We start from the raw sequence: 11,651 nt of genomic DNA on the forward strand, positions 1-11,651 counted from the left end.
AGGCCGCCGCATCCCCCTGCGCTGGGCCGACTTCCCCTACCCGCCCCTTCCCCAACTGGGGCACCGCCCCAGACCCCGCTCCTCAAACGCCGGAGGGGCTGGATTTTGTTGCGGCAACGATCCAGCCCGTCCGGCGTTTGAGGACACGCCCGTAGGGCGTCCGGGGGTCTGGGGGCTTGCCCCCAGCTTCGGGAAGGGGCGGGTAGGGGAAAGCCCCGCGCAGCGGCTAGCGCTCCAGTTCGTGGCCGAGCTGGTCGAGCTCGCTGCCGCCTGCCATCTCGCGCGTCAGCTCGTCGAGGGTGATCTCGTCCCGCGTGTGGCTGCCCGACATCGCGCCCCGCTTGAGGAGCACGAAGCGGTCGCCGACGAGATACGCGTGGTGCGGGTTGTGCGTGATCAGGACCACGCCGAGACCCGCGTCACGCGCCGCCGCCACGTACTTCAGTACGACGCCCGACTGCTTGACGCCGAGCGCGGCGGTCGGCTCGTCGAGGACCAGCACCTTCGCGCCGAAGTAGACGGCCCGCGCAATGGCCACGCACTGCCGCTCGCCGCCGGAGAGCGTACCGATGGGCTGGTCGACGTCGCGCAGGTCGATGCCCATGCGCAGCAGCTCGGAGCGGGTGGTCCGGCGCATGAGGTCCACGTCGAGGCGCTTGAAGGGGCCAACGCCCTTCGTCGGCTCCGAGCCGAGGAAGAAGTTCCGCCAGACCGGCATCAGCGGTACGACGGCGAGGTCCTGGTAGACGGTGGCGATGCCCCGGTCGAGGGCGTCGCGCGGGTTCGCCAGCCGGGTCTCCTCGCCCTCGATCGAGAAGGTGCCCGCGTCGTGCTGGTGCAGACCCGCGATGATCTTGATGAGGGTGGACTTGCCGGCGCCGTTGTCGCCCAGGACGCAGCTGATCTCGCCCGCGTGGACTTCGAGCGAGACCCCTTCCAGGGCCTTGATGTTGCCGTAGAACTTGCTGACGGCGTCGAGTTGGACGAGAGGTGCGGTCTGCGTCGTCTGGGTCTTCACCGGGTCGCCTCCGCGCGCTTGCGTACCCATGCGTTGAGCAGGGTGGCCAGAAGGAGCATCGCTCCGAGGAAGAACTTGAACCAGTCGGGGTCCCACTCCGCGTACACGATCCCCTTGCTGGTCATGCCGAAGATGAACGCACCGACCGCGGAGCCGATCGCCGAGCCGTAGCCACCGGTGATCAGGCAGCCGCCGATGACGGCCGCGATGATGTAGATGAGTTCATTGCCGACGCCTTCACCGGACTGCACGACGTCGAAGGAGAAGAGCAGGTGCTGGCCGGAGATCCAGGCGCCGACGGCGACGCCCATGTAGAGGCCGATCCGGGTCTTGTTGACCGGGACACCGACCGCGCGGGCCGCTTCGGTCTCGCCGCCGACCGCGAAGATCCAGTTGCCGGCGCGGGTGCGCAGCAGGATCCAGGTCGCGACGGCCACCAGGCCGAGCCACCACAGCACGGTCACCTTCAGGTTCACGCCGCCGATGGTGACCTGGGACGCGAAGAGCGCCTTCGCGGAGCTGAAGCCCTCCATGTCGGCGATGCTCTTCGTCGACACCGTGCCGCTGATCAGCTTGGTCAGGCCCAGGTTCAAGCCGGTCAGCATCAGGAACGTACCGAGCGTGATGATGAAGCTCGGCAGTTTCGTGCGGGTCAGCATGACGCCGTTGAATACGCCGATGGCCAGCGTCACCAGGAGAGAGACCAGAACGCCTACCCAGATGTTGGCCGTCATCTGGTAGCTGAACATCGAGGAGACCAGCGCGGAGCTGGTCACCAGGACCCCGGCCGACAGGTCGAACTCGCCGCCGATCATCAGCAGCGCCACGGGGACGGCCATGATGCCGATCACGGACGCGGCGTACAGCACCGTGCCGAAGCTCGACGCGCGCAGGAAGCTGTCGGCGACGATCGCGAAGAAGAGGAAGACGGCGACGGCACCGACCACCGAGCCGAGCTCGGGGCGGCCCAGCAGCCTGCGCAGCAGCGACGTCTTGAGCAGCCGTTCGTCGGCGGGTGCCTTCTGGCCGGGGGCCGGTGCCTGTGCCGGTGCGGTCGCGGTCATCGGGTCCCCCGCTTCGTGTAGGCCTCCAGCTCGGCGGCGTCCTTCTTGGTGATGATCTGGGGTCCGGTGAGGACCGGCTTTCCGCCGCCGAGCACGTCGGCGTTGTACTTGTAGAGCCACAGCAGGTCGACGGCCTGGTACCCCTGGAGGTACGGCTGCTGGTCGACGGCGAAGCCGAGCGTGTCGGCCTGGAGCGCGGTGGCTACCTGGGCGTTGAGGTCGAAGGTGTCGATCTCGGCCTCGCTGCCGGCCTGCTCCTTCGCCTTGACGGCGGCGTCCGCGAAGGGCGCGCCGAGGGTCACGACTGCGTCGATGTCGTTCGTGGACTGGAGCTTCGCCTCGATGGACGCCTGTACGTCGGGCATGTTCGTGCCGTCGACGTAGAGGTTCTGCATTTCGCCGTCGAAGGTTTCCTTGGCGCCGGCGCAGCGCTGTTCGTGTCCGACGTTGCCCTGCTCGTGCAGCACGCACAGGGCCTTCTTCTTGCCGCGCTTGCCAAGCTCCGCTCCGACCGCCTCACCGGCGATCGTCTCGTCCTGCCCGATGTGGGCGAGCGCGCCGAAGTCCTTGGACTCGGCGGAACCGGAGTTGACGGTGATCACCGGGATGCCGGCCTTGGTGGCCTTGGCGACGACGGCTTTCATGGCGTCGGGCTTGGCGAGCGTGACGATCAGCCCGTCGACCTTCTTGTCGATGTACGAGTCGACCAGCTGGGCCTGCTGCTGGCCCTCGTCGCTGTGGGCGTACAGGAACTTGATGTTGTCCTTGACGGCGGCCTGCTCGGCACCGTTCTGCACGATGTCCCAGAAGGTGTCGCCGTCGCCCGAGTGGGTGACCATGCCGACGGTCCAGCGGGGTGTGTCCACCGCGGCTCTGCCCTCGGCGGCGGCCTGTTCGGCCCGTTCCTCGGCGCGCTTTCCGCCCGTACTGCTGCAGCCCGCGAGGGAAGCCCCGAGAACCGCCGCCAGCACCGCGCCCAGCGCGCGTACCCCTGTCCGAACCCTTGCCACGACGTCGAGCCCTTCTTGTACTCCTCGGTGCGGCCGGGGATCATTCAGCCCGTCCCCGGCCGACCAAGTATCGGTTACGGGTGTTCGCACCGTATTCATCGGGTACCGCGGGCCGTGTACTTCTCCAGCGCCGGTACGTCCTTGTCCGTGACGAGGGCCGGGCCTGTCAGGACGGGCTTTCCGCCGCCCAGAACGTTTCCGTTGGTCTTGTAGAGCCACAGTTCGTCGACGGCGAGGTAGCCCTGGAGGAACGGCTGCTGGTCGACGGCGAAGCCGATTTCCTTGGCCTTGAGCTGCTTGACCACTTCGGCGTTGAGGTCGAAGGTGTTGACCTCCGCCGCGCTGCCCGCGCCCGCCTTGGCCTTGACGCTGGCTGCCGCGAAAGGCGCCCCGAGAGTGACGACAGTGTCTATCTCTTTGCCGGCCTTGCCGGTCTGGAGCTTCGCTTCAATGGAGGAGGTCGACGCCGGCATATTGGTGCCCTCGACATTGAGGTTTTCGACCGTTCCCCGGAACGTCTTTTTCACGCCCGCGCAGCGCGCTTCGAGCGAGACGTTCCCCTGTTCGTGGATAACGCAGAGCGCCTTCTTTTTGCCGCGCTTGTTGAGTTCCTCACCGACGGCCTCACCCGCGACGGATTCCTCCTGACCGATGTGGCTGAGCGCGCCCGCCGCCTCGGAATGTTCGCCACCGGAGTTGATCGTGACGACGGGTATGCCGGCCGCGACGGCCTTCTCGACGGCGGCCTTGACCGCCTCCGGCTTCGCGAGGGTCACCACGATGCCGTCGACCTTCTTGGCGACGTACGAGTCGATGAGCTGCGCCTGCTCCTTGCCCTCCTTGTTGGCGGCGTACAGGAACTCGACGTTGTCCTTGGAAGCGGCCTGCTTGGCGCCGCTCTGGACGATGTCCCAGAAGGTGTCGCCCTCGCCCGAGTGCGTCACCATGGCGATCTTCAGGCGCTCGGTGGTGACGGCCTTCCCGCCGCCGCCGCCGCTGTCGCCGTTCTTCTCTTCCGAGTCCTTGCCGCCCTCGGAGCTGCATCCGGCTGCGAGCGCGAGCGCGCATACGGCGAGGAGGGCTGCTGCCTTGCGGTGGGTACGCATCGTGGGTTCCGCCTTGTCTCCCGGCCGCCCCGTTGCGGCTGGGGGAGTTCTAGCGGCGTACGCGAGCCCCCGTCAAGACTTTGTCCGAACATTCTTACGCGGGGTCGTGGCTCAGGGCCTGACGAGGAGCTGGAACTCGAAGGCGTACCGCGACGCCCGGTAGATGTGCGAGCCGAACTCGACCGCCCGCCCCGTGTCGTCGAACGTCGTCCGCTGCATCGTGAGCAGCGGCGCCCCCTCCGCCTCCGCCAGTTGCCGCGCCTCGTCGGGCCCGGCCGCCCGCGCCCCGACCGACTGGCGCGCGCTGTGCAGCGTGATGCCGGCGGAGCGCATCATCCGATAGAGCCCGGTGGCTTCGAGGTGCTCGGTGTCCAGGGCCAGCAGTCCGGTGGGCAGGTGGTTGCGCAGGACTGCCATGGGCTCGTTGTGCGCGAGGCGCAGCCGCTCCACGAGGTGTACGTCGCTGCCCTCCGCCACGCCGAGCGCCGCCGCGACCTCGGCGGTCGCCGGTTCGAGGGTGTTGCGCAGGACGGTGGTGGCCGGCAGCTGGCCCGCGGCTTCGAGGTCGTCGTACAGGCTGCTCAGTTCGAGGGGGCGCTTGACCTGGCTGTGCACGACCTGCGTACCGACGCCGCGGCGGCGGACCAGCAGGCCCTTGTCGACGAGCGACTGGATGGCCTGGCGGACGGTGGGGCGGGAGAGGCCGAGGCGTCCGGCCAGTTCGATCTCGTTGCCGAGGAGGCTTCCCGGTGAGAGCCGGCCCTTCTCGATGGCCGCCTCCAGCTGCTGGGACAGCTGGAAGTACAGCGGGACCGGGCTGTTCCGGTCCACGCCGAGCTGCAGGGAGACGGTGGTTTCAGCCGCGGGTTTCGACACGCCCCCGAGCGTAACCCCAGGTAATGACTACTGGAAGTCCTGTAGTCAGGTTGTCAGGACAAACGCTTGACACGGTGGCGTTCATGGCGACACTTTGGGGCCATGCGCATCGGACTCATCGGCACGGGACGTATCGGTTCCTTCCACGCTGACGTGCTCAGCCGCCATCGCGAAGTGGGTGCTCTGCTCGTCGCGGACACCGATGCCGCGCGGGCCTCAGCGGTCGCCGACCGGCTCGGCGCCACGGCCGCGCCCTCGGTCGAGGAAATCTTCGCGTGGGGCGTTGACGCCGTGGTCATCGCCTCCGCCACCTCGGCGCACGCCGACCTGATCGGCCGGGCGGCGCGGGCGGGACTGCCCACCTTCTGCGAGAAGCCGATCGCCCTGGACCTGCCCGGGACGCTGGGCGCGCTCCGGGAGGTCGACGCGGCCGGGACGGTGCTCCAGCTCGGCTTCATGCGCCGCTTCGACGCCGGGTACACCACGGCGCGCGAGCTCGTACGGTCCGGGAGCCTCGGCCGGCTGCACACCGTACGGGCGATGACCTCCGACCCGGCGCCGCCGCCCGCCGCGTACCTGCCGCTGTCCGGCGGGCTCTACCGGGACTGCCTGGTCCACGACTTCGACATCCTGCGCTGGGTCACCGGGCGCGAGGTCGTCGAGGTGTACGCCGTCGGGTCCGACGCGGGGCCGGCGATGTTCCGCGAGGCGGGCGACGTCGACACGGCCGCGGCCGTCCTCACCCTCGACGACGGGACGCTCGCCACCGCCACGGCGACGCGCTGCAACGGCGCCGGTTACGACGTACGGATGGAATTGGCCGGCGAGCTCGACCAGGTGTCGGTGGGCCTCGACGACCGTACGCCGATCACCTCGACCGAGCCGAAGGGGCCGCCGGCCTGCGAGCAGCCGTGGCCGGGCTTCCTGGAGCGGTTCGCCCCGGCGTACGAGGCGGAGCTGGACGCCTTCGTACGGGTCGCGCTGGGCGAGCGGGACAACCCGTGCGACGGCAGGGAGGCGCTGCACGCGCTGCGCATCGCGGAGGCCTGCGAGAAGTCGCGCCGGGAGCGGCGGCCGGTGCGGATGGACGAGATCCCCGCGTCATGACGCTGAAGGCGGAGGACGGGGTGACGCTCTGGACGGCGAGAACCGGCGAGGGCGATCCCGTGCTCCTCTGCCACGGCGGCCCCGGGTTGTGGGACACCCTTGAGGACGTGGCCCGGCTGCTCGCGGACCGGGGGGCGGCCGTGTACCGCTGGGACCAGCGCGGCTGCGGGCGCTCCGAGCGGCGCGGCCCCTACTCGGTGGCCAGGTCGGTGGCCGATCTCGACGCCGTACGCGGGCACTTCGGGCTGGAACGGGTGACGCTGCTCGGCCATTCCTGGGGCGCGCGGCTCGCCCTGCACTACACGCTCGCGCATCCGGAGCGGGTGACACGGCTGGTGTACGTGTCCGGCACCGGGATCGGCCCCGACTCCGGCTGGCATCCGGAGTTCGCCGCGAAGCTGCGCGCCGCGCTCGGTGAGCGGCTGCCCCGCTGGGAGGAGCTCAGGTCCCGGGAGCGGCGTACGGAAGCGGAGGAGCGCGAGATGTGCGTGCTCCAGTGGTCGGCGGACTTCGCCGGGCCGGACCGGGACCGGGCGACCGAGCTGGCCGAGCGGATGGCCACGCCCTGGCTGGGCGTCAACTACGCGTGCAACGCGGAGATCAACGCCGAGACGAGGACGATGAGCGAGCATCAACTCCACGCAGCCTGCTGTGGGTTGAGGATGCCGGTGGTCATCGTGGACGGTGCGCAGGACATCCGGCCGCGAGACGCCGTGGACTCCCTGGAGCAGGCCCTGCCGAACGTCTCGCGGGTGACGCTCGCGGGAGCGGGCCACATGCCGTGGGCGGAGGCCCCGGCCGAATTCGCGGCGGCGGTCGTGCCCGGCTGATCACCTCAGCTCGCCGTGTAAAGAACTCTTGACTTCATGTCTGGACTGCTTGACACTCCTCAGTGTCAGGTTTTCTTTACATGGAGAGCGAGTGGCCGTGGCATTCGAAGAGAAACGGGCCTGGAGCATGATCCTGGTCACCGTCGCGTCGTACGCGGTGTACCTGGCCGTCGTGCTCGGGCGGCCCGGGAACGCGCCGCTCGCCGAGGCGCCCTATGTGTCGGCGCTGTTGTGGACGGTCGGCGCGGCGATCGCCGCGTCCATCGTGCTCCACATCGCACTGGCGACGTTCTCGCCCGAGGACGCGAAGAGCAAGGACCAGCGCGACCGGGAGATCCACCGGTTCGGAGAGCACATCGGACAGTCGTTCGTCGTGATCGGCGGCGTGGCCGGACTCGCCCTGGCCATGGCGGATCTCGACCAGTTCTGGATCGCCAACGCGATCTACCTGGCGTTCGTCCTGTCGTCGCTCCTCGGATCCGCGACGAAGATCGTCTCGTACCGGCTGGGCTTCCACCCGTGGTGAAGCCGACCAGTGTCACCAACTCGATCCGAGCCCTGCGCTTCACTCACGGCGAGATGACGCAGGCCGAGCTGGCCGGCCGCATCGGTGTGTCGCGCCAGACGGTCATCGCCATCGAGCAGGGCCGCTACTCCCCTTCTCTGGAGATGGCTTTCCAGATCGCCCGTGCGTTCGGCGTACCGCTCGACGAAGTGTTCCAGTACCCCCAGGAACCCCAGTACCCCCAGGACCCCCAGGACACCGCGGGAGAGACCCAATGAAGGCCATCGCCCACACCACCTACGGACCGCCGTCGGTCCTGCGCCTGGAAGACATGCCCCAGCCGGTCCCCGGCAGCGGCGAGGTGCTCATACGGGTCCACGCGGCCGGCGTCGACCCGGGCGTCTGGCACCTCACGGCGGGCATGCCGTACCTGATCCGCGCCATGGGCTTCGGTCTGCGGGCGCCCAAGGACCGCGTCCGGGGCCAGGACCTCGCGGGACGCGTGGAGGCCGTCGGCCCGGACGTGACCCGCTTCCGCCCGGGTGACGAGGTGTACGGCACCTGCGACGGGTCGTACGCCGAGTACGCGTGCGCCAAGGAGGACAACATCGCGCACAAGCCGGCCAATCTCACCTTCGAGCAGGCGGCCGCCGTTCCGGTTTCGGCCGTCACCGCCCTCCAGGCCGTACGCGACGCCGGGCGACTGCGAGCCGGGCAGCGCGTCCTGGTCATCGGCGCGGGCGGGGGGACCGGCCACTTCGCCGTACAGCTGGCCAAGGCCTTCGGAGCCCACGTCACCGGCGTCTGCAGCACCGGCAAGGCGGACCTGGTCCGCTCCGTCGGCGCCGACGAGGTCATCGACTACACCCGCGAGGACCCCACCGACGGCACCCGCCGCTACGACCTCGTCCTCGACACCGCCGGCAACCGCCCCCTCTCCCGGCTCCGCCGCGCCCTCACCCCCCGCGGCACCCTCGTCATCATCGGCGGCGAGAACGGCGGCAAGTGGATCGGCGGCAACGACCGGCAGCTGCGGGCGCTGCTGATGTCGCCGTTCGGCGGACAGCGGCTCCGCGGGCTCGCCGTCATGAACCTGCACCACAGCGACCTCGAAGTCCTCACGGAGTTCATCGAGGCCGGCTCGGTGACCCCCGTCATCGACCGGAGCTACCCGCTGGCCGCTGTCCCCGAGGCTGTCGATTACCTGATGGAGGGGCACGTGCGGGGCAAGATCGTCGTCCAGATGTAGAGGGCGTCGCCGGGCAAGTCCTACGGCTACGGCGCCGACGCCGCTGTCAGCACCGTGCCCTGAGCGACCGCGCACAGCGTCTCGGTGCCCGCCTCGTCACGGACATGGAGGTCGCAGCGGCACACCGCCTGCCGACGGCCGCCGTGCACGACGACGGCGCGGGCGACCAGCGTGGCGCCGGTCGCGGGGCGTACGTACTGGATGGAGAAGCCGCCGGTCAGGACGGCGGGGCCGAGCGCCGCGCCGCCCGCGAAGGTGAGGGCGTTGTCGGCGGCGTACGCCAGGACTCCCCCGTGCAGGTAGCCGTTCTGCTGGCGCAGTTCGTCGCGGATGTCCACTTCCAGTACGGCCGCGCCGTCCCCGAACGCGGTGATCCGCGCGCCGAGCAGCCTGCTGAACGGCTGGCTGTCGAGGACCTTCTGCGCCACGTCCAGGCCGAAATCGGCGTCGCTCACCACCGCACCTCCAGTCGTCGTACGCCCCATTCCGTCAGCCTACGTCGCCTGCCCCGTCGCCACCCCCGTCAAGGAGACCCGCGTCATGCACCAACAGCGCGATCTGGACACGGTTGTTGAAACCGAGCTTGGCCAGAACGCGCGACACATGGGTCTTGACCGTCGGCACGCTCATGTAAAGCGCCGCGGCGATCTCCGCGTTGGACTGTCCGCGGCCGACCGCGACCGCGACCTCCCGTTCCCGCTCGGCGAGTTGACCGATCCGCCGCGTAGCCGTCGCCGTACGCCCGCGGGGATCGGCAGAGGCCTCCGCGACATGGGTCATGAGCTGGCGGGTGACGGACGGCGACAGCACCGGCTCGCCCGCCGCCACCCGCCGTACCGCCTCGACGATCTGCGCGGGCGGGGTGTCCTTGAGTACGAATCCGGCCGCCCCGACCCGCAGCGCCCGCAGCACCTGTTCGTCGGCGTGGAAGGTGGTGAGGACGATGACCTCGGGGGCTCCGGGGCGGCGCCGCAACTCCTCGGTGGCGGTGAGGCCGTCCACCACCGGCATCCGGATGTCCATCAGCACGACGTCGGGGTGGGTACGGTCCACACTCGCCGGGACTTCACCGCCGTCGGCCGCCTCGCCCACGATCTCGATGTCACCGGCGCCGCCCAGCATGAAGGACAAGCCCGCGCGGACCAGGGGGTCGTCGTCAACGAGGAGCAGCCGGATGGGAGTCATGGCGCCTACGGTATCCGGCGCCCGTGGGGCCCTCCCCGCCCGGCCGTCGCACGCTCGTCAGCCGCAGCAGCTCGGCGGAGCAGGCTCGCTGCGGCTGTCGTACTCGTCGTGGCGGCGCCACCAGAAGCCGGACTCGTTGCGACCGAGTGGCGCGCGGTCGAGCCACTGGTACATGCCCCAGAGGTCGTCCACCCCGCGCTCGTACGCCGAGTAGGTGTGGTACACGACGCCGTCCTGGAGCGCGAACGCGCTGACGCCTGGCCCCTCTCGTCGGTACGTCGCCCAGTCCGTTCCCACGCTCGACGCGATCTCGTCGAGCACGGGATTCTCCTCGCCCTCCGGCGGCCGGAAGTCCGCCGCGCGGAAGTTGTACTCGACAGCCCCCGACTCCCACTGCTCCTCGGTGTGCGAGGTCTGGAAGTCGTAGGCGAAGTCGCCGCCGAACGAAGACGCCCACGGGAAGCCCCAGCCCATCCGCCGCTTGAACGCCTGGAGTTTCGGGAGCGGAGCCTGCGACACCGCGCAGAGCGTGACGTCGTGATTCGCCAGGTGGACGACCGAGCCGTTGAAGCCGTCCGCCATGGCTGAGCAGGATGGACACCCCGCCGTGTACGCGGGCCCGAACATGAAGTGATGGACGAGCAGCTGTGAGCGTCCTGCGAAGAGATCGGTGAGGGACGCGGTGCCCTCATCGGTCGCGAAGCGGTACTCCTTGTCGATTCGAACCCAGGGCAGTTCCTGCCGCCGGCGCGCCAGCTCGTCGCTGCGCCGCGTCAGCGCCTTCTCCTCCTTGAGCAGCTCCAGCCGGGCCGCAAGCCACTCTTCACGCGTTCCGGTCTTGTGATCGGTCATTGGTTCTCCCCTCCCGCTCCGCTGCCTCAGCAACGCGCTTGATGTGCGCCAGTCGTCGATCCCAGTCGGTCGCGAGCGCGGCCATCCACTGCGCCGTCGCGTCCAGTGCCGCGGGCCGCACCGCGTACCGCACCTCGCGTCCGACCCGGCTACCGGAAACCAGCCCGGCGGCGTCCAGGACGGCGAGGTGCTTGACCACCGCCTGCCGCGAGACGGGAAGGCTTCCGGCGAGCGTCGTCGCGGTGGCCTCGCCCTGTGCGGCGAGCTGGTCGAGCAGCCTGCGTCGCGTCGGGTCGGCCAGCGCGACGAGGACGCTGTCGACCGCCTCGTCGGCGCCGTGATGTCCGTCCGTCACGCGGATGGCTGTTCGGCGCGCGTCTTGAGCGCGTCGAGCACCTGGGGCCAGCCGCCGGTGTTGTCCTTCACCGCCTGGCCGCGCAGTTCCTCGGACCCGGCCAGCGCCGCGAACCCGCTCTCGACCACGCGCAGCCGCGTCTTGTCGCCTTCCGGGGTCAAGGTGAACTCCACGAGGGTGCTGTTGTCCTCGCGCAGCTCTTCTCCGGGGAACGCGCTGGCCCACCGGTACGCCAGGTACGTCGGCGGCTCGACCTTCTCCACGCGCACCGGGAAGTCGCCGTGCTCGGCGTTCCTCGCGATCACCGACTCGCCTTCCTCGGCCACGGTGCCGGTCAGGTTCGCCTCATCGGCCACCCAGAACCCGGGCTCGGCCACCAGCGACCAGACCCGCTCCAGGGGGGCCTCGATCAGGGTTTCGCGTTCGATCCGGTTCTCGCTCATGAGAGGACTCCTTCACTGCCGCCATTTGGATGCAACTCCAGGGTTGCACGT

General features: G+C 69.7%; 15 protein-coding genes. 5 read left to right on the forward strand and 10 right to left on the reverse strand.

Features of this window, described 5'->3' with window-relative positions; translation table 11 throughout:
* Positions 1–226: 226 nt before the first annotated feature.
* The 5 genes from ABZX79_RS00005 to ABZX79_RS00025 form a co-directional block, all read right to left on the reverse strand.
* The gene (locus ABZX79_RS00005; protein ID WP_355249542.1) at positions 227–1,048 is read right to left on the reverse strand and encodes an ATP-binding cassette domain-containing protein; all 822 of its coding nucleotides are present in this window, start codon (positions 1,046–1,048) and stop codon (positions 227–229) included.
* Positions 1,015–2,082 (reverse strand): ABC transporter permease, encoded by a 1,068-nt coding sequence (locus ABZX79_RS00010; protein ID WP_355249543.1) that lies wholly within the window; start codon positions 2,080–2,082, stop codon positions 1,015–1,017. The genes ABZX79_RS00005 and ABZX79_RS00010 overlap by 34 nt, the downstream gene beginning before the upstream one ends.
* Complete coding sequence (locus ABZX79_RS00015) at positions 2,079–3,092, reverse strand: sugar ABC transporter substrate-binding protein (protein WP_355249544.1); 1,014 nt, start codon at positions 3,090–3,092, stop codon at positions 2,079–2,081. Before ABZX79_RS00015 ends, ABZX79_RS00010 begins: the two co-directional genes overlap by 4 nt.
* Positions 3,093–3,187: 95 nt before the next feature.
* Positions 3,188–4,198, reverse strand: coding sequence for a substrate-binding domain-containing protein (locus ABZX79_RS00020; protein ID WP_355249545.1), 1,011 nt, complete (start codon positions 4,196–4,198; stop codon positions 3,188–3,190).
* 111 nt (positions 4,199–4,309) lie between these two features.
* Positions 4,310–5,029 carry a GntR family transcriptional regulator gene (locus ABZX79_RS00025; RefSeq protein WP_355250008.1) on the reverse strand — a complete coding sequence of 240 codons (720 nt, stop codon included), beginning with the start codon at positions 5,027–5,029 and terminating at the stop codon, positions 4,310–4,312.
* Positions 5,030–5,176: 147 nt separating this feature from the next.
* Here ABZX79_RS00025 and ABZX79_RS00030 point away from each other — a divergent pair, with 147 nt between their 5' ends.
* From ABZX79_RS00030 to ABZX79_RS00050, 5 genes are all read left to right on the forward strand, one after another.
* On the forward strand, positions 5,177–6,181 hold the full coding sequence (locus ABZX79_RS00030) for a Gfo/Idh/MocA family oxidoreductase (protein WP_355249546.1): 1,005 nt from the start codon (positions 5,177–5,179) through the stop codon (positions 6,179–6,181).
* A complete protein-coding gene (locus tag ABZX79_RS00035; protein ID WP_355249547.1) occupies positions 6,178–7,011 on the forward strand; it encodes an alpha/beta hydrolase in 834 nt (277 codons plus the stop codon). Before ABZX79_RS00030 ends, ABZX79_RS00035 begins: the two co-directional genes overlap by 4 nt.
* 97 nt (positions 7,012–7,108) lie before the next feature.
* Entirely contained in the window at positions 7,109–7,537 is a 429-nt protein-coding gene (locus ABZX79_RS00040) for a hypothetical protein (RefSeq protein ID WP_355249548.1), read from the forward strand.
* A gap of 23 nt (positions 7,538–7,560) precedes the next feature.
* Positions 7,561–7,794: a helix-turn-helix transcriptional regulator gene (locus ABZX79_RS00045; RefSeq protein ID WP_355250010.1), complete on the forward strand. Its 234-nt coding sequence runs from the start codon at positions 7,561–7,563 to the stop codon at positions 7,792–7,794.
* The gene (locus ABZX79_RS00050; protein WP_355249549.1) at positions 7,791–8,765 is read left to right on the forward strand and encodes an NAD(P)-dependent alcohol dehydrogenase; all 975 of its coding nucleotides are present in this window, start codon (positions 7,791–7,793) and stop codon (positions 8,763–8,765) included. The genes ABZX79_RS00045 and ABZX79_RS00050 overlap by 4 nt, the downstream gene beginning before the upstream one ends.
* Before the next feature lie 26 nt (positions 8,766–8,791).
* Here ABZX79_RS00050 and ABZX79_RS00055 read toward each other — a convergent pair whose 3' ends face one another.
* Genes ABZX79_RS00055 through ABZX79_RS00075 form a run of 5 tightly spaced genes read right to left on the reverse strand, consistent with a single transcriptional unit; the run spans position 8,792 to position 11,600 of the window.
* A complete protein-coding gene (locus ABZX79_RS00055) occupies positions 8,792–9,250 on the reverse strand; it encodes a PaaI family thioesterase (protein WP_355249550.1) in 459 nt (152 codons plus the stop codon).
* A 4-nt stretch (positions 9,251–9,254) separates the two neighbouring features.
* Positions 9,255–9,950, reverse strand: coding sequence for a response regulator transcription factor (locus ABZX79_RS00060; protein WP_355249551.1), 696 nt, complete (start codon positions 9,948–9,950; stop codon positions 9,255–9,257).
* Between the two features lie 57 nt (positions 9,951–10,007).
* Positions 10,008–10,802, reverse strand: a complete 795-nt coding sequence (locus tag ABZX79_RS00065; protein ID WP_355249552.1) for a thioredoxin family protein — start codon at positions 10,800–10,802, stop codon at positions 10,008–10,010.
* Positions 10,774–11,157 (reverse strand): metalloregulator ArsR/SmtB family transcription factor, encoded by a 384-nt coding sequence (locus tag ABZX79_RS00070; protein ID WP_355249553.1) that lies wholly within the window; start codon positions 11,155–11,157, stop codon positions 10,774–10,776. The genes ABZX79_RS00065 and ABZX79_RS00070 overlap by 29 nt, the downstream gene beginning before the upstream one ends.
* Entirely contained in the window at positions 11,154–11,600 is a 447-nt protein-coding gene (locus ABZX79_RS00075) for an SRPBCC domain-containing protein (RefSeq protein ID WP_355249554.1), read from the reverse strand. The genes ABZX79_RS00070 and ABZX79_RS00075 overlap by 4 nt, the downstream gene beginning before the upstream one ends.
* Positions 11,601–11,651: the final 51 nt, after the last annotated feature.

It is taken from the genome of Streptomyces sp. NPDC002994 (assembly GCF_040611155.1).
Classification (GTDB): domain Bacteria; phylum Actinomycetota; class Actinomycetes; order Streptomycetales; family Streptomycetaceae; genus Streptomyces.